Genomic DNA, 17,648 nt, shown 5'->3' on the forward strand with positions numbered 1-17,648 from the left:
AATTTCATGCTTCATCCGGTTTTTTTTTAGTTTAAAATTATCTTCGGCGGTATGCAACATCGACAATTTTGCATAAGCCTTCATATTTGTCAGTTAATACTAAATCGCCATTTACCGGAGGAACTGTATAAAGCTCTAATGTGCCTGAAGTTCCATAACTGCCCACAATTAATTTTTTGTCAGCATTTTTTGCTAGAGAATTAAAAGCGATATAAGTTATTTCTTCAGCATCTTTATTAATCATCAATTTAGCCGATTGTGTTCCGTTGTCATATTCATACACTTTACCACCAACTGCATAAAATAAATACCCTGAATCTGGGCTTACAGCAAATTTTGTTGCTTTGTCAAATTCTGGCGCATTCAAAATTTCTTTGTAATAACTTTGAATCAAACCTCGAGAAAAACGCAGTAAATAGTATTTTCCTGTTGATCGATTTTTTAGAACAGCAAAATTTTCATAACCATTAAATCCAGAAGTAGTCATGTAGATTAAATCGGAGTTCGTATTATTCCAATCTAAAGTTGATGTACTTCCAGTGACAGGTGGCATAGCCGAACAATTTCCTTTTGAATAATTAAAACGAACAAAACTGCTAGTCTCATTATTAAAGAAAACCGGCGCTGCACTTGAGCCATTATTAGAAGCTATAAAAGGTGCTGCATAAAAAGTTTTTGTAGCTGTCTCTAATATGTTTTGAGGCAAACCGTATTTTATGTTATAAGCGCGGTAATAATAATATATATCGCCTTTGCTATAAATAAAATTTTCGCCTCCGAGACCGGGAGTTTCCATAAAATCAACTCCAAAGTTGGTAGGAAATGAACCTCCCAAAGTTTCATAAGCCAAATTTTGTGCTTGAGTCCACGCAAAAGAATCTGGATCAAGTCTTGCGGTACCATTTTCTGTAGTGGTTACATAAATCCCATAAGCCGAAGTAGCATAAACGGCGCTTCCAAAACAAGAAACATCTAAAGCTTTACCAGTTAGTTTTAATACAGAACCTGAAGCATCTAAAACATCTGTAATAATTCTTGGTTGTGCAACACCAGGCACAATTGAAACCATATCGAGACGTGCTTTATCGTTTACATTTCCTATCACCATCCAGCCTTCATAAATAGCTGAAACTACATTTAGCTTAAAAGGTTCTTGCTGCCAAGTAACGCCTGTAACTTTATCTTTTACAAAATAGTAGATCTTATAACTTCCTGGTGCTAACTTTATGACTCCATCCAAATTTTTGGTAGTTGCAAGCAATGTTCTTGATTCTAATAAAAGTTTAGAAGGATTTAGCGCTACCCATTCGTAGCTGTAACGATCTGTACTGTTGACGTCAATTAAAGTTTCATTCAAATCAGGCGTAATTTTAAAATTATCACCCGTATAAACAGTATACGCTTCTTCAATACCAGTTGCTGCAATCTCATTTATTGCATTATAATTGTAATTCCCTTCATCCTCAGTACAGCTATAAGCTAAAACCAGCATCAGCGACAAAAGAAATTGAATCTTTATATTTTTTAACATAATGTTCTTTTTTAAAATTTACTAAATGATTTTTAAGGAAAGACCATTTCTTTCCCATCCTCTTCATAAACAGTATTGCCAGATGCTTTTTGGTCAGCCAGATAACGTTTCATAAAAGCTTGATAATACATAATATCAGGAATAGAAAGTCCTACTGAACCTAATTTCTGATTGAACATTGCAGGCTCTAAATGAATCAAGTCGCACATCAAGAAGAATTTCTTTGCCGAAAAAACACCTAAATATGGTGCGTACCATCCGATAGGCTGCGTTAATTTATCATCAAAAGAAAGTTTGAAAGTAATAAAGCTGATTTTTTTATTCGTCAGATTATTTACTACTCTACTTTTCATATTCGTATTAAACGATTCGTTTTCCTCTAAATTTAAAATCAGCAAAAAACCATTTTTCTTCATGTCTTCAGTTCTGAAAACAGTTACTGGCAGATCATTCACTACCGATCCTGCAGGAATTACAAAATTTTCGGGAATTTTAAAATGAGTTCCTGATACGGCAGTACTTTTGGGATCTATGGTAATTTTTACTTTTCGGTCCACATCACTGCTTTTTCCTTGTATTCGAACTGGAATATTATAAATTCTACCAACAATTTCAGCCTTGTCTAAAGCGAAAGTAAGCCCTGTACTATCTGTTACTGTTGTATTTGCACCGTCAGAAATTCCATAAACAGAAGGTGCAAAATAAATGCTGTCACTTCCACTATACGTTTCGATTCCTTCCTGATCGCATGAAGCAAGTCCTAAAAATGATAAAAACAATAGGCTTAAAATCAATATTTTTTTCATGATACTTTGTTTAAAATTATTGGAAATTAACTTCAATGTCCGGCAATGGCACAACATATTGAAGTGCTCCCATAGATATGTTTCCAGAAGCTGCTGAGCCATTAGGAACTGTAACGCTATTTATTCTTTTATAGTAAAAGAATAGCTGTCCCTCGCCAATAAATTCTTTTTTATACTCTTTTGTAACTTCTGTAGTAACATTTGCCGTCGCTGCCAAATTTGTCAAACCGCGATTAAAACGAAGTGTATTTAAAAAAGCAATTCCATCAGCTGGTACTGGTGCGGTTTCTGCAGCTATCAAGTACATTTCTGAAAGTCTTATCATAGGAATCTGCAGGCGAAATAGCTTTGTTTTTGTCTCTACATCTTCATATTTGTAAAAAGTTTTTTGCGTTTTTCCACCAACAGCAGGAACTTTCCAGCTTGGCAGGCTTCTGTAATCATTATCATTTGATTCAAAAACAGCTGTTAATCTGCTCAATAAAGGAGAATAAATAGCTTCATTGGCTAGATTATAATCAAATAAAGCTTTTTGTTTTGTATACAATCTGTAATCACTTAAAGCGAAAAAGTTTTCAGAAGAAAAAATTCGATCTGGATTTGAAGCATTTGTGGCTTCTAAAAATGGAGTCCATGGAAAAAATGTCGTCGATTTAGTAAAATTAATTACTTCATTTGCTACTGCAGAAGCCCCCGTTTTGTCTCCAGAATATAATAACACACGTGCTTTAAGACATTTTACAGCCAAATAATTCATTCGTAGACCTCTGTTTGCAGAATAATATGGATTAGCATCAAAATCAGTAGTCGCATTATATTTTCCTGAAGTCAAAATTGGATCTTTTTTTAATAATTCTAAGGCTTTATCCAAATCAGCCAGAATCTTAGCCACAAGATCTTTTGCAGAAATCAAAGGCTGATTTGCAGTAACGGCAGTGTCATAATAAGGTATTGCAGGAAGAGAAGGATCAACTTTATAGATTGGTCCATATAAACGAAGCATATCAAAATGAAGCATTGCTCTAATCCCGATTGTTTCTCCTTTTAAAAGATCGGATTTTTCCTTTGAAACAATTCCTGCATGTTCCTCCATGCTTTCTAAAAATTTATTGGCATACAAAATAGTTTTATATCCTGTTTCCCAGATATTAGAGAACACTGCTTTAGGATGACTTTCTGTATAAGAATACGATGCTATTTTACTTTTAGAAGTATTGTTTGTCATATTATATTGCTGCCCTAAAATTTCTACAGCATCCATTGTCAGCTGTCTTCCGTAAAGGTCATCAGATACCAGACTTAAATAAAGTCCGTTATGCACATTCTGCATTCCTGCTTCATTTTCAAATACTTGATTTTCTAAAATTTTATCCTGAGGCGTTACATCCAAGAAATCACTGCAGCCTGAAGCTAACAATGCAATCAAGATGATTAATGCTATTTTATTTAAATACTGTTTCATAATTGCTGTATTAAAATGATACGTTTATACTTAAAGAATAAATTCTTGAAAAAGGATATTCAATTCCTCGCTCGGCTTTTATAGTCGAAACTCTAAAAAACTCATTTGCATAAGCATTGAATGCTAAACCAGCTAATCCTGATTTATTAAGCCAAGCTTTGTTGGTTACGCGATATCCTAAACGAAGCGATTCTCCTGATATATAATCTGCTTTTTGAATAAATCGAGACGAAATTGGTGTTTCGTTTGTTAAGCTGATAGCCTTAAATTGTGCAATTTGTCCTGGAGTTGTCCATCGGTCTGTAAACGCTCTGGCATCTTGATTATCAAAAATATTACTTGAGCTGATATTTTCGACTTTGTCATATAAAGCAGTGTTGAATTGATCTGCTCCAAAACTGTAACGGATGAATACTCCTAAACTAAAGTTTTGGTAATTAACACTTGTAGAAAAAACACCTGTTGCAATTTCTCTTGAGTTACCCATAATTCTTTCATCATTTTTATCTAAAATAAATGTAGCTTCTCCATTTTTCTTCAAGAAAACTTCTCTTCCTGTAGCAGGATCAATTCCTAATGAAGGCACTGCCCAAAGATCATTTGTGCTGGCTCCATCATAAAATCTTGTCAGACTGGTTGTTTTTTTGGCCGCATCATTTAATGAAGCCAAAGCATTATTAAATCCTCCTAATTCATTTTCATTTGTAGTCGCTGTTAATCCTACTCCCCAATAAAAATCAGATTTAGCATTATTTATAATAGTATAATTGGCTTTAAGCTCTAAACCTTTAGTAGTGATATAACCAATATTTAAAGGATAAGCGGTAACTCCAGTTGAAGCCGCAAGATCGATTTCAACAATTTGTGGAGAAGTTCTACGTCTGTAAGCTCCCAAAGTTGCTGTCAATCTGTTTCTAAACATTGCCAAGTCTAATCCTAAAGACAAATCTTTTGTTTTTTGAGGCTCTAAATTGATGTTTGCCAATTGCGAAACGTTTAATCCGGCGCCAAAAATATTAGTATTAGGATCATAAGTATAAATATCATGTGAAGCAAAACCAACAAGATTTTGATTTCCTGTCTGACCAAAATTTGCACGAAGTTTTAAGATATTCACGATATCTTCATTCATGTTAAATTCGTAGTTCATATTCCATCCAATACCGATACCATAGTAAGGTGAATATTTTTTATTTGTTCCAAAATTGGTTGCTCCAGAAATTGTCTGAGTTAAATCAAGCAAATATTTTCTGTTATAAGCATAATTCAGCTGATTGGTTAAATCAATGCTTCGCACCATTTCACTGTAATTTCCAGGTTTTGAATCTTTCTCAAATCCAAAAGCAAAGCTAGGATTACCTTCAACTCCTAATGGGAATCCTCTTAAAATGGAACTATAAGATCCATATCTTGTTTCTAAAGCCGAAGCTCGCAATGTGTAAGTAACAGAGTGAACATTATTAAAAACATTTGAATATGTTCCTCCAATATTTCCATTCCATTTATTAGTCAGATAATCTTTTCTCTCATAACTTCCCTTTTCTGTTGGAATATCGGAAATGAATTGCGTGTTATCAGGCGAAACGAATTTTGTAGATGTAGTCTGCAATCTAGAAACCGATAGTGCTGCAGTTGTTTTTATATGAGGATTAATGTCATAATTAATAGCAAAATTGTTTGTGAAATTAAAATCTACACTTTTGTCAAAGCTGTTTAAACGAACATTATACAAAGGATTCTCTGCCTGATTTACATAATCGTTTACAATTCGATTTCCCACAGGAATATTAGTTCCATCTAAATAACGTGTTGGAACTCCATTTTCATTATATTTTTCATAATACGGACTTGCTTTTGCCCAGGTAGCAAATGAGCCATAAGGAGATTCCTGATTATTACCTCCTGAAATAAAGAAGTTATTATTGAAACTCACTTTTTTCTTTCTATAAATCAAGTTAGCATTGTATCCCCAAGTATTATGCTCAGAGCCTTTCATTGTTCCTGATAAAGATTTGTAATTTCCTGCAAGATTAAATCTAAATTCGTCTGATCCTCCGCCAATTGTTAAACTGTGTCCCGAGGTAATTCCCATTTGGATAGGCTCATTCAGCCAGTAAGTATCAACACCACGACGCACATTTGCCAGACGCTGGTTATAAATTTCGTCCCACTTAAATTGTGTAGCATAGTCGCCAAGACGCTTTATTACATATGCACCTGAAAGTCTTTCGAATTCTAGTTTCTGCTCAGCATTCATTAAATTATAAACACTTAAATCTGCCAATTCATAAGATGAATTATAGACATAAGAAATTTGTAATTTTCCTGGAATTGGTTTATTGGTCTCAATAACAACAACTCCGTTTGCAGAACGTGAACCATATAATGCTGTAGAAGCAGCATCTTTAAGAAGCGTAATATTGGCAATTCTATTAATATCTAAATCAACCACTTGCTGTAATGTAGTTGGGAATCCGTCTAAGATAAACAAAGGTTGATTTGGATCTTCTTTAAAACGATCATTTACTTGGTTTACAGATAAACTGGTCTGTCCTCTCACTTCGATTACTGGCAAAACATTTGGGTTTGAACCTGCGATGTTATTGTTCAAAACCATAAACGAAGGATCTAACGTTTTTAAGGCCTGAACAACGTTTTGAGTCGAAACTTGTCTTAACTCCTCACCTTTATAAGTAGAGACTGCGCCTGTAATCAATTCTTTTTTACGAACGGTTACCCCTGTATTAATTACCACGCCTTCGAGCTGCTTCGTTTCTTCGGCAAGTGTAACATTGATTACTTTTTTGTTGTTTACTGCCACAATTTCTGCCCTGTGCCCAATATAAGTAAATAGCAAAGTCCCATCGCTTGGTGCCGTAACAGTATATTTTCCGTCAAAATCAGTTTGAGCAGCGGCGTTTGTTCCTCTAACTTTTACATTCACTCCCGGAATAGGTTCTTTTTTAGCGTTTGTAACAGTTCCTTTAATTTCTATCATTTTTGATTGAAATACCGCCACTTTTTCTGCCGGAATTTCTTTTACCAAAATGGTGTTTCCATTAGTAAAACTGAAATTAAAATCCTTGCTCGAAAAACTCGCCTGCAGCAAATCGTTTACTTTGATTTTTCCTTTCTTTAAATGAACTTTTGGTAATTTTTTAAATAAATCTTCCTGATAAATAAAAGTATAATTCGTTTGCTGTTTAATGATGTCAAAAACTTCATCAACAGTTACTGTTTTATCAGCAGGAATCACAACTTTAACATTTTGAGAAAAAAGATTTGCGGGCGTAAAACCAAAAATAGCAGTGCAAAACAAGAATATAAAAGTTCTCATAATGTTAATAATTAGTCTTTTTCTAAAATAGAAAAGAACGTCGGTTAATTTAAAATTCATAAATTTACATGTTAATTGGTTGGTCGGTTGTTAAAATGGATTAATTGATTAATACTCAAAAAAGGGATGAAGCGCGGTACCGTCGGAAGTCTAAACTTCAATCCCTTTTCTTTTTTATTTAATAATTACTTTGTGGTCTTTTATTTCATAGGCATTAATAAAATTGATGTTTTTGATGGTCGTTAATATTTCTTCGAGTTTTTGGTTTTTATTTAAAACCCCATTAAATTTCACATTTCCTAAAGCCGGATCGGCAAAAACGATATCAACATCATACCATCTTGACAATACTTTTGCAATATCTTTCAGAGGCATTCCTTTGAAAACAAAAAGTCCTTTTCTCCATGAAATTTCGTTGTAAACATCTACTTTAGAAATCGCAATTTCGGTGCTGTTTCTGCTGATTCTTGACTGCTCGTTTGGTTCTAAAAATTCTTTTTGTTTTGCGTTGTCAATCGCTACTTTTCCTTTTACAAGTGTGGTGTAAATAGAAGATTCGTCTTTATAGGCTTTAATATTAAATTCTGTTCCAATAACCTCAACATTCTGCATTTGGGTTTTTACTTTAAATCTCGAGCCTTTATGTTTGGTGCTTGGCGATACTTCAAAATAAGCTTCTCCATAAAGTAATTCTACCTGTCTGGTTTCGCCATCGACAAATGCAATTGGATATTTTAACTGTGATTCTGAATTCAGCCAGACTTTTGTGCTGTCAGCCAGCTGTACAAAAAACTGTCCTCCTCTTGGAATCGTCAAAAGGTTATTGGCAATTGCTTTTGATTTATTCTGCGAATTGTAAACCAGTTTTTCTCCATTGCTCGAAACTTTTCCGGTTTCATACTCTTTTCCTTTTTCTAATGCAATTACAGAACCGTCTTCCAGCGTAAGCGTCGCTTTATCAGTTCCTATTAAAATATTTTTATTTACCGCAACCGTAACTGTTCCCTGCGGAGCATCTTTTGTATTGAATAATAATGTAATCGAAATCAGCATTGCCACAGAAGCTGCTATGGCAACTTTAAAACTGGTTCTGGTATAGAATGGTCTTAACGGCACAACTTTTACTTCTTCAGATTTCAATGATTTTTGAATTCGATTGAGCATTCTGTTTTCAAGGTCTTCCTTTGATCCTAAAGCTTCATCCCAATCAGAAGCTGTTTGAAAGCTTTCATAATAGTTCAGTAATTTTTTATTCTCCTCCAAATTGGTTTCACCAGAAAGATATCTGTTTAGTAACACCAAAAATTCTTCTTTTTTCATTTTATTTTGTATTAAATCGGGAGTCTAAGTAGTAAGTACACAAAATGAATTGTACCCCCTAGTCGAGATAGCATTTTTTTTCATTTTAATTAAAAAATTGGGAAAAACATTCAAAAAAACAGGAAAAATCGTATAGCAACATCAAAAAGAAATAGGGTAAATTAACAAATCTATTTCTAATTGAAAAAATAACATACTATTTGATCAGATTGCGTGAAAGCCATAAAACCATAGCCATACTTGCGCTGCTTCCCATCGATAAACGAATTACCTGAAGTGCTTTAGTAATATGATTTTCGACTGTTTTGGTAGAAATGTCCAAACGTTCTGCAATTTCTTTGTGGCTCAATTGTTCTTCCCTGCTCAATTTATAAACGAGCTGGCATTTTAAAGGAAGACTTTCTACAATTGTATTAATTTGCTGCACCAGTTCTTCGTGCATCAATTGGGTTTCCGGGGTTGAATGCTGAAAACGCTTATCGAGATCATCAAAAAATTCGACGTGAATTTTGTCTTTGTTCTTTTTAAACTGATTAAAAACCTGATATCGCGCACAAGCATACATATATCCTTTTAACGAAATATGAATTTCGAGCTTTTCGCGGTTGTTCCAGATATTCATAAAAATATCCTGAATGATATCTTCACATAATTCCTTATCTTTCAAAACATTATAAGCCGACATAAAGAGAGACTGCCAAAACTTATTGTACAATTCTGTCAACGCAGACTCATCGCCGTTTCTAAGGCGTCCGATTAAAATTTCATCGTGATTTAAGTTCTGATTTGACAATTAATTGTGTTTTGAATAGGTATATTTGGCAAACATAATAAATTATTTCAAAATATTTAATTTGGTCTGAATCACGAAGTTTAGTTCTATTTTTTAATTTCATCTTTAAACTCTACTTATTTTGCCGCTATTTAAAATTAACGTAAAAATAAAGTTCCGAAATTCAATAATTTCTAATTCTTTAATATTTTAAAGAGTGATTTTAAAAAACACGATAATTACAGGTTGTAAATAAAATTTTCAACTTTATTTTATAAACCTAATTTTCGTGTAGCTAATTTCTTTAAATGCCCATAAAGTCTGATTTTCAATAAATATAAAGTTTAAAATATTAGTAAGATTTGCTTCATTTTTATGGATTAAAAATAAATAGTAACTTTTCGAGCTTTTTATTCTAACCGCAACTCCATTATGACAACTGATATTATAGAATTACATGATTGTATTGTTTTAATCGAGCAGTCGAATACTACTAAAACAATTATCCAGAAATGCGAAATCGATGGCGATGCCCTGGGTTTTGCATTTTATGGTTCCGGCAACGTGGAGTTAGAAATCAAGCACAATAAACAGACAAAATACCTGCTCAATACAACAGGTTTGGCCATTTGTTTTTTTGGAAACCAAAAAGTTGAGTTCTCTCATAAAATTGAACCCGATAAACCTTTACAGTCCATTAGTATTTTTACCAAACTAAAAAATCTGAAATCGCTGCCGGAAGCCGAAAAAGAGATCTTCGAAAGTTACTTACCGCAATTGTTAAACCCAAAAGAACATTTTGTAAAAGGTCCGTCGTTTTATATGACACTCGAAATGCAATTGGCTGTTCAGAAAATCTTTAATACCACTTATACCGGAAATACACGTTTGTTATTTTTAAAAAGTCAGATTAATGAACTTTTGGCCCATTTCTACGCGCTTTTGTCCTCTGAAAAAAAATCTGATTTGTCTGAAGCCGATAATAACAAGCTCTTTCAGGCTAAAGAAATTGTAACCACCCATTATTCTACGCCGCCTTCCATTACGCAATTATCACAAATGGTAGGGCTCAACAGTAATAAACTGAAGAAAAATTTTAAAGAACTATTCGGGATTCCGGTTTTTAAATATGTTCAGGAAGAACGATTAAATAAAGCGTATGAATTACTCCGCGAAAGCGAAAAAACAGTACAGGAATCTGCCTGGGAAGTGGGTTACGAAAGTTTAAGCTCATTTTCGAATGCTTTCCATAAAAAATTTGGTATGCGCCCAAATGATGTAAAACAGCAGTTCTTTTCAAACAAATCATAATTCTTTTGCAACAAATGATTTTGTTTTAATCGCAGCAACTTTGTATCAGTAATCATAAAAAAACTATTGATATGAAAAAGAAAATTTTAGTTCTGGGTTCCAATGGAAAAACAGGACGCAGAGTTGCCGCACGATTAGAAAATAATCCTGAAGTAGAAATTCGTTTAGGTTCCAGAAATGAAAAAATTCCGTTTGACTGGGAAAACTCCTCAACCTGGAAAAATGTCGTAAAAGATATTGATACGGTTTACATTACGTTTCAGCCTGACCTGGCTGTTCCTTTTGCTTCAGAAGCTATAGAAAATTTCACCAAACTTGCCACAAAATCTGGTGTACAAAAAATAGTGCTGCTTTCTGGAAGAGGCGAAAAAGAAGCTCAGGTCTGCGAAGAAATAGTAAAGAAAAATGCCAAAAACTGGACAATTGTCCGTGCCAGCTGGTTCAATCAAAATTTTAGCGAAAGCTTTTTCCTAGACCCCATCCTTGCCGGAATTGTAGCATTGCCAAGAGCCGAAGCCCTTGAGCCTTTTACAGATGCCGATGATATTGCCGATGTGGTAACGGCTGCAATTTTAGACGATAAACACAATGAAAAAACATACGAACTGACCGGACCAAGATTATTAACGTTTAAAGATGCTGTAAACGAAATTGCTAATGCCAGCGGTAAAAACATAGCTTTTCAGGGTTTAAGTTTAGATGAATATAACCAGATGCTTAGGGAATATCAGGTTCCGGATGATCATATCTGGCTGGTAAATTATCTTTTTGAACAGGTTTTAGACGGAAGAAATTCAAGTGTAACTTCAGACATTGAAAAAGTGCTGGGAAGAAAGGCAAAAGATTTTAGCGCTTATGCTCAAGAAACAGCCAAAACCGGAATTTGGAATCCCGAAAATTAAAATCATGAAATATTTCAGGGCACTATTTTCGGGGATTTTAGTCTGGACTGCGGTAAGCCTTTCCTTTTACATTTTAGGAATCATTCCGCTTATAAGAGAATCCTTTTTCTGGCAGTCTGTAATTACGGCTATTTGTATTGTGTTTTTTGCGATTGGTGCCGCAAAGTTTTATTATCTCAAAAATTATAAAATAAACGGTTTGCAGCTCGGAATAATTATGTCTCTTACCGCTTTATTTTTAGATGTTATTATTACAGTTCCATTTGTAGAAATACCAAACGGACGAAGCTACCAAAGCTTTTTTACAAGTCCAATTTTGTGGATTTTAGCTTTTGTAAATGCTTTTTCAGTTTTTATATGGAAGAAATATCAAAAATGATTTTAAAAACTAATCCTGCTCAGCATCAGGGAAAAGTCAGGGAAAGGTGCAAAATATCTTTCCCTCTTCTCATTTATATATCAGCTCATGATAAAACATTTTTATAGATGTTTTTGAAGCAGAACTATTAAAAAAAGAATCTTTCCAAATCTTAAATTATAATAACAATAAGTTAAAAAGACCTTTCCTGAAGTATCACAGATATCCTATATGTTTTATCAGTGTTAAAATAAGCATAATCTTACATAAAAAAGAAGGAGATTGTTCTGCGATCAGTATTTTATTCTAACTTTATAGCCTAGTTTTTTAATTATAAAATACACCGATTACGGCACGTTAATAAATGGAAAAGCCCATTCAAATTCTTAGTGCTTACGAGTACAAATTACAGTTTTTACCCCGCGTAACTGCGTATACATTACAAGATAAATCGCAGCTGCAACTGTATCGAATAGAAGATTATCTAAAAGAAATAGTAATACCGGTCGCACCTTATAGAACTTCTTTTAATTTTATGTTATTTATTACTGATGGTTATATAAAACAGCAGTTAGAAACCGAAAATCATTTGATAGGTCCGGGCCAGATACTAAACATAAAACAAGGCAGTATTACGCGAACCCATGAATTATCTGAAAATGTAAAAGGCTTTTACCTTATCTATGAAAATGATATTATTTCCTCTATCGCTCTAAACAGACAAGACAGCATATTTTTGGTTTCAGATTCAGTTATAACCATTCAGGAAAATTCGTTTGGTTTTCTGGTCAAAACATTTGAGCTTCTGGAAGAAGAACTTCATAATCCTTGTGTGCAAGAAGATATCTGTACTACTATTTTTCGTGCTATTATGCTGAAAATAATTAAGCAGACCACCCATAAATCTCCGTGCATGGCACGCGAACTCGATATTACGTATAAGTTCAGAGAAAAATTACAGCAGGAACATAAAGACCATAAAAATGTTTTCTTTTATGCCAAGGAATTAAATATATCCGAAACTTACCTCAACAAATGCATAAAAAAAGCAACAGGAAAACCTCCAAAACAATGGATCAATGAAATTTGTGTACAGCACAGTCAAATACTGCTATGTGATCTCGGACGCGAAATTGCAGATGTCGCTTATGAACTTAATTTTCATTCGATTTCTCATTTTTCGAGAGTCTTTAAAAAGGTTACCAGCAAATCTCCTTCAGCGTTTCGTTTAGAGATATTAAATAAGTAATATTCTTTTAAGCATTATTTATTTAACCGGTTTAGCATAAATAATTTAAACACATAGAAACATAGATTTAGGACTTTCAAAAAAGGCATTTCACTTTTTAAATACACATAGAACGTTATGCGTAGAAACCTATTTCTTTTTATATCCTTTTGTACACTTGCAGCCTATGTCTCTATGTGTTAAATGTTTTTTTAGAACCCTACCTTTAATCCTAAAGCGATACGGTTTACCATAGCGCTTTGTGTAGTTGAATTTATAATTTGTTTGGCACCAGCATCATACTCAATACCCATTGTGATTATTTTGTTAACATCATACATCATGTTGACAGATCCAAAAGTTAAAACAGTATGCGTTGTCGCTTCGTTATTTTTATTTACAAAATCGCCTTCTGCATTATCATTTACTACTTTACTCTGCACTAAGGAAATTGGTGCTGCCTTGTAAGCCAGATTAGTATACCCTAAAACCAAATTGGAATGCAGATTCTTTTTTGCTCCAAAAAAATATTCAATTCCGGCAGAACCGCCATAGACGGGAACGGTTTTGAAATTGCCATTCTGATCGTAAATTCCATCGTACATATTCGCAGGGCCGCCACTACCAAATAAAGCTCCCGATAAGGTGTAAGAACCAGCAATGCCAGAACCGGCAAGTCCCTGCGCCATGAAATAGCTTTTATCATTCAGCTTTCTTTTTAAGTTCGCGTTTATTCCCCAGCCTATTTCAAGTGCATTTGAAGCATTTTCTTTTGTATAACGAATACTTCGACCCAAAAAAGCAAGACGGACAAAACTTCCATCTTGTGAATATTTCGTAAATGCCGCTATAGGATCTACAGAAAATTGCCCCGGAATACTGCCTCCGGCTATCTTCATGTACTGAGCGGTGGTTTCTACTCCTCCTTCAAACTTCCATAATTTATCTTTCCCGAAACTATCGTAATATTTTATCTGAAGGTGTCTTGCCCATGTACCCGAGTTTGGGCCTTCCCAGTCTAAAGTATTATACCAGCTAGGTACACCTCCGCCAAAAAAACTCCAGTCCTGTCCCACGTGCCAGTGGTTATAATCTACATAAGCTACTCTCAATTGCAGATTCCCCCCTGCTCCGGGGCCTCCCCACCATTGTGCTTCTACATAGGTAGTTAATGGGCCATTTTCAAAACCATTATAAGTAGTTTTCCATGCGAGCTGCGTTTGATACATATTAGCATCTGCATTTTTATCTGTGAATTTGTTGTACGGATCTGCAGAATTTAAGTTTAATGATTGTGATGTTTTACTATCATTACCGCCTAAATTCACATAACCATTCAATTTAAGGCGTGGTGAAAATTCCATTTCATATAATGGTTTATCCGATGTTTTTGCTTTTGATTCAAACGAAACCTGAGCATAGGTCGAACAGCACACTGCAAACAGCAATGCGCTTAATAGTGCGTATTTTTTCATCTTAATTGATTATTTAATAAGGAAGATTTTTTTTTAATGTGCAGTTAAGCAGTCATCTTTTTAACAAAGAGAGTAATCCAGCTGGAGGCTACAAAAGGGAACGTAAGCGGAGGCCAGCCCATTTTTACCATAAAAATATCCAGCAAGGTTGAGACAATGACGGAAAAAAGTACATACAGGCCGTCTTTTACACGAACTCCGGAGAAAGTTATAGCGCACAGTACAGCGTTAAAACTAAACAAACCCAAATGTATATCGGTTTCAGGTTCAGAAAACTGCAGCGATATATAAGCACTTAACACGCCAGATGTAATAGCATACAAGGCTGCAACAGGACTATTGATAAAAACAGCCAGAATAAAAATAACACCGGCAAGTATGCTTCCCTGAAAAATTACTTCTCCAAAACCATGGGCAACAGTAGCCAGTTCATTTAGATTCGTTTCAGGCTGCGTTCCTACATCCGGACCTCCTATAATGTAAAGGTTATGAAAAAGATATAAGCAGATCCATGTAACCAGAATAAATGGCAGTGTAAATGCCGGTATTTGGCGACGTATGAAAGTATGCTGTAAAATTGCGGCAAACGCTGCTCCTAAAATTACAGCGATCCATATTACAGGCTCTGGCTTAAAAAAGAAAGTTAAGGCCGTTCCTACCAATACCGCACTAAACCCGTACAATCCCTGAGCTATTTCTTCTTTGTCAAATTTTAATAATACTGCAGTGCCTAATCCGATGATTGAAGCTAAAAGTGCAGCGATTCCCATTACAGGAGAACCATAAAATATGCCTGCCAGAAATAATAATCCGGTCCAGGGATTTTCTTGCAGCATGATTTGACCAATGCCGGTTAAAATTGTTTTAGTATAAAAATTGATTTTTGATTCCATAAAAAATTAGTTTACCAACCTAGAAACACCATGCCGATGCCGCATAGCATAACCACACCGCCGCCAATAGCATGTACATAACGTTCTAGTTTGTCAGTTTTAAAAAATGAATATCCATAACACCCTATCAAAACCATGGTAAGCATGGTAAGAACTGTAAATACTGCAAAAACAGTAATGAGAACAATTACTTCTAGTGATGATCGTCGTATACCTGAGTAAAACAATAGGGGTACAAGAGGTTCGCTTGGGCCCATTACAAAAATGACAAACAATATCCAGGGTGTAATTTTGATTCGGTCTTTTGGGGCAACCGCTTCTCCGTGCCGATGTTCATACACATAAATATCTTCGTCGTTGTAAACTTCAAAATGCTTATGCGGTTTGTTTAAATAGGCGCTTCGTAATCCCCATATAAAATAAAGAAGTCCGAATAGAAGTAAACACCAGCCCGAAATATTACCCCTTACATCTTGAAACATCGATAATTTAGACAGCTGCCAGCCTACTAAAACCCCAATTAATCCAAGTATAACCGAACTTAAAATGTGTCCAAGTCCGCAAACAATAGTAAGCCAAATTGTTTTACTAATAGACCATTTTCGTGATCTGGATAATACAATAAATGGCAGATAATGATCCGGTCCTGTCGCCGTATGCAGACAACTTATTGTGATTGCTGATACTATTAGTGTAGTTAATGTTGTATCCATTAGATGTAATTTTCAGCTGGTTGTAATTCCTGATTTTCTGCATTTATTTGTTTTTCCGTTTGCCAAATTTTATGCTGTACCTTTCTAAAGGCATTATACAATTGCTCGCCTCCATTACCCAAAATACGCACTATCATTGCATTAGCAAAGGGCTGCGATACTCCAAAAACTATATTTTCTTCTGTTTGCAAACCAGCGTAGGTTTCTTCAATTAGAGATTCCATATCGCACAATCCGGTATTGATATGAATTAATGCCGCCTGATGGGTATAACCTTCCATTTGACCTAAAGTTTCTACATCTGTTAATAAGGGCTGTAATAGTATATTGTCTTTTAAGATCAGTTTGCCATTATGAAATACTTCGGTTAGGTTTTGAAATTTTGAAAACAGAAATACTTCTCCTGAATGTTTCCTGCCGCAAGTAATAATCTCCCCTAATGTCAAACTGCACTTCCCTTCTAAATTAATTACATTATGTGCTTTAAAAACAGACTTTTCGTGCGGTACAATTGGATGCTGTACATAACTGAATGTACTATCATCAGACAACAAAACTTTCATTTCCTGTTTGGCGCCAGTCTGCATATTAAACAAACGCTGATAGGATTGAGATTCCAGCATCAAACGGCTTTTTGATTCCAGCATGATGTTGATATCATAGTGGTCGTTATCAAGTATTCCCGGAGAGGAACTCATCAGCATAAGATAAAGAGACGGATCTGACCTGTCTTCGCTAATATTGGCTATTCTGAAAGGTCTTGTAAAGAAGACGTCTTTTAAGTAAGAACGTCCATCTTTAAATCCACTGATAATATTTAATCTATTGATCATTTAAAATATGTTGAGTGTTATACAATACATCGATTATCTAACCAATTGCGGCTCTTCGGCATTTTCGAGTAAAGCATATTTTTTAATCCATCCTATAACAACATCAAGTCCCTGAAGGCTCATAAGATTTGTAAATACAAAGGGTTGTCCGTTGCGCATTTTTCGTGCATCACGTTCCATAACTCCAAGATCTGCATTTACATAAGGCGCCAGATCTATTTTATTAATAACAAGCAAGTCAGATCTGGTAATTCCAGGACCTCCTTTACGAGGAATTTTATCTCCTTCGGCAACATCAATAACAAAAATGCTGACATCTGCCAGGTCAGGACTGAAAGTTGCTGATAAGTTATCACCGCCGCTTTCAATCAGAATCAATTCAAGATCAGGAAAGCGCGAAGCCATTTCTTCTACTGCTTCAAGATTCATACTGGCATCTTCACGAATTGCGGTATGAGGGCATCCTCCAGTTTCGACACCAATAATGCGTTCTTTTGGCAGCATACTGTTTTTAGTCAGGAATTCTGCGTCTTCTTTTGTATAAATATCATTGGTAATGACCCCAATACTGTATTCGTTCATTAATTTTCGGGACAAACGTTCGATTAATGCTGTTTTTCCTGATCCTACCGGACCGGCCACTCCTATTTTTATATAACTTCTTTCTTTCATTTTGCTTAATTTTAATGGTACAACGTCTGTTACAA

General features: G+C 34.8%; 15 protein-coding genes. 4 read left to right on the top strand and 11 right to left on the bottom strand.

Translation table 11 applies throughout. The features are described from left to right. Nucleotides 1-37: 37 nt before the first annotated feature. From BKM63_RS00110 to BKM63_RS00135, 6 genes are all read right to left on the bottom strand, one after another. Complete coding sequence (locus BKM63_RS00110) at nt 38-1,531, bottom strand: PKD-like family lipoprotein (RefSeq protein ID WP_071634598.1); 1,494 nt, start codon at nt 1,529-1,531, stop codon at nt 38-40. Between the two features lie 32 nt (nt 1,532-1,563). Next, nucleotides 1,564-2,337 (bottom strand): DUF4843 domain-containing protein, encoded by a 774-nt coding sequence (locus BKM63_RS00115; protein WP_071634600.1) that lies wholly within the window; start codon nt 2,335-2,337, stop codon nt 1,564-1,566. Between the two features lie 16 nt (nt 2,338-2,353). Further along, complete coding sequence (locus tag BKM63_RS00120) at nt 2,354-3,799, bottom strand: RagB/SusD family nutrient uptake outer membrane protein (protein ID WP_071634602.1); 1,446 nt, start codon at nt 3,797-3,799, stop codon at nt 2,354-2,356. A 10-nt stretch (nt 3,800-3,809) separates the two neighbouring features. Then, nucleotides 3,810-7,196, bottom strand: coding sequence for a SusC/RagA family TonB-linked outer membrane protein (locus tag BKM63_RS00125; protein WP_071634604.1), 3,387 nt, complete (start codon nt 7,194-7,196; stop codon nt 3,810-3,812). A 114-nt stretch (nt 7,197-7,310) separates the two neighbouring features. After that, complete coding sequence (locus BKM63_RS00130) at nt 7,311-8,456, bottom strand: FecR family protein (RefSeq protein ID WP_071634606.1); 1,146 nt, start codon at nt 8,454-8,456, stop codon at nt 7,311-7,313. 196 nt (nt 8,457-8,652) lie between these two features. Next, nucleotides 8,653-9,249: an RNA polymerase sigma factor gene (locus BKM63_RS00135; protein ID WP_071634608.1), complete on the bottom strand. Its 597-nt coding sequence runs from the start codon at nt 9,247-9,249 to the stop codon at nt 8,653-8,655. A gap of 411 nt (nt 9,250-9,660) precedes the next feature. On the opposite strand from BKM63_RS00135, the gene BKM63_RS00140 reads away from it, so the two are divergent. From BKM63_RS00140 to BKM63_RS00155, 4 genes are all read left to right on the top strand, one after another. Continuing rightward, entirely contained in the window at nt 9,661-10,539 is an 879-nt protein-coding gene (locus tag BKM63_RS00140) for a helix-turn-helix domain-containing protein (RefSeq protein ID WP_071634610.1), read from the top strand. Nucleotides 10,540-10,610: 71 nt separating this feature from the next. Further along, entirely contained in the window at nt 10,611-11,441 is an 831-nt protein-coding gene (locus tag BKM63_RS00145; RefSeq protein ID WP_071634612.1) for an NAD(P)H-binding protein, read from the top strand. A gap of 4 nt (nt 11,442-11,445) precedes the next feature. Continuing rightward, nucleotides 11,446-11,820 (top strand): DUF5367 family protein, encoded by a 375-nt coding sequence (locus tag BKM63_RS00150; protein ID WP_071634613.1) that lies wholly within the window; start codon nt 11,446-11,448, stop codon nt 11,818-11,820. A 343-nt stretch (nt 11,821-12,163) separates the two neighbouring features. Beyond that, nucleotides 12,164-13,048: a helix-turn-helix domain-containing protein gene (locus BKM63_RS00155; RefSeq protein ID WP_071634615.1), complete on the top strand. Its 885-nt coding sequence runs from the start codon at nt 12,164-12,166 to the stop codon at nt 13,046-13,048. 191 nt (nt 13,049-13,239) lie between these two features. Here the strand turns inward: BKM63_RS00155 and BKM63_RS00160 are convergent, their stop codons facing one another. From BKM63_RS00160 to ureG, 5 genes are read right to left on the bottom strand one after another with little or no spacing between them, the layout of a single operon-like run. Then, nucleotides 13,240-14,502, bottom strand: coding sequence for a hypothetical protein (locus BKM63_RS00160; RefSeq protein ID WP_071634617.1), 1,263 nt, complete (start codon nt 14,500-14,502; stop codon nt 13,240-13,242). 44 nt (nt 14,503-14,546) lie between these two features. Beyond that, nucleotides 14,547-15,395: an urea transporter gene (locus tag BKM63_RS00165; protein ID WP_071634619.1), complete on the bottom strand. Its 849-nt coding sequence runs from the start codon at nt 15,393-15,395 to the stop codon at nt 14,547-14,549. Nucleotides 15,396-15,406: 11 nt separating this feature from the next. After that, nucleotides 15,407-16,108, bottom strand: a complete 702-nt coding sequence (locus BKM63_RS00170) for a hypothetical protein (RefSeq protein WP_071634621.1) — start codon at nt 16,106-16,108, stop codon at nt 15,407-15,409. Beyond that, nucleotides 16,108-16,941 (bottom strand): urease accessory protein UreD, encoded by an 834-nt coding sequence (locus BKM63_RS00175; protein WP_071634628.1) that lies wholly within the window; start codon nt 16,939-16,941, stop codon nt 16,108-16,110. The genes BKM63_RS00170 and BKM63_RS00175 overlap by 1 nt, the downstream gene beginning before the upstream one ends. 33 nt (nt 16,942-16,974) lie before the next feature. Next, a complete protein-coding gene (gene ureG / locus BKM63_RS00180; RefSeq protein WP_071634630.1) occupies nt 16,975-17,613 on the bottom strand; it encodes an urease accessory protein UreG in 639 nt (212 codons plus the stop codon). Nucleotides 17,614-17,648: the final 35 nt, after the last annotated feature.

The sequence above is a fragment of the Flavobacterium johnsoniae genome (assembly GCF_001879205.1).
GTDB classification, from domain to species: domain Bacteria; phylum Bacteroidota; class Bacteroidia; order Flavobacteriales; family Flavobacteriaceae; genus Flavobacterium; species Flavobacterium johnsoniae_A.

Bases quoted from the DNA above. Each gene is read 5' to 3' on its own strand.
- BKM63_RS00155 (WP_071634615.1), top strand. From the start codon at position 12,164: ATGGAAAAGCCCATTCAAATTCTTAGTGCTTACGAGTACAAATTACAG.
- BKM63_RS00170 (WP_071634621.1), bottom strand. From the start codon at position 16,108: ATGGATACAACATTAACTACACTAATAGTATCAGCAATCACAATAAGT.
- ureG (WP_071634630.1), bottom strand. From the start codon at position 17,613: ATGAAAGAAAGAAGTTATATAAAAATAGGAGTGGCCGGTCCGGTAGGA.
- BKM63_RS00165 (WP_071634619.1), bottom strand. From the start codon at position 15,395: ATGGAATCAAAAATCAATTTTTATACTAAAACAATTTTAACCGGCATT.
- BKM63_RS00120 (WP_071634602.1), bottom strand. From the start codon at position 3,799: ATGAAACAGTATTTAAATAAAATAGCATTAATCATCTTGATTGCATTG.
- BKM63_RS00130 (WP_071634606.1), bottom strand. From the start codon at position 8,456: ATGAAAAAAGAAGAATTTTTGGTGTTACTAAACAGATATCTTTCTGGT.
- BKM63_RS00115 (WP_071634600.1), bottom strand. From the start codon at position 2,337: ATGAAAAAAATATTGATTTTAAGCCTATTGTTTTTATCATTTTTAGGA.
- BKM63_RS00160 (WP_071634617.1), bottom strand. From the start codon at position 14,502: ATGAAAAAATACGCACTATTAAGCGCATTGCTGTTTGCAGTGTGCTGT.
- BKM63_RS00150 (WP_071634613.1), top strand. From the start codon at position 11,446: ATGAAATATTTCAGGGCACTATTTTCGGGGATTTTAGTCTGGACTGCG.
- BKM63_RS00110 (WP_071634598.1), bottom strand. From the start codon at position 1,531: ATGTTAAAAAATATAAAGATTCAATTTCTTTTGTCGCTGATGCTGGTT.
- BKM63_RS00140 (WP_071634610.1), top strand. From the start codon at position 9,661: ATGACAACTGATATTATAGAATTACATGATTGTATTGTTTTAATCGAG.
- BKM63_RS00145 (WP_071634612.1), top strand. From the start codon at position 10,611: ATGAAAAAGAAAATTTTAGTTCTGGGTTCCAATGGAAAAACAGGACGC.
- BKM63_RS00175 (WP_071634628.1), bottom strand. From the start codon at position 16,941: ATGATCAATAGATTAAATATTATCAGTGGATTTAAAGATGGACGTTCT.
- BKM63_RS00125 (WP_071634604.1), bottom strand. From the start codon at position 7,196: ATGAATTTTAAATTAACCGACGTTCTTTTCTATTTTAGAAAAAGACTA.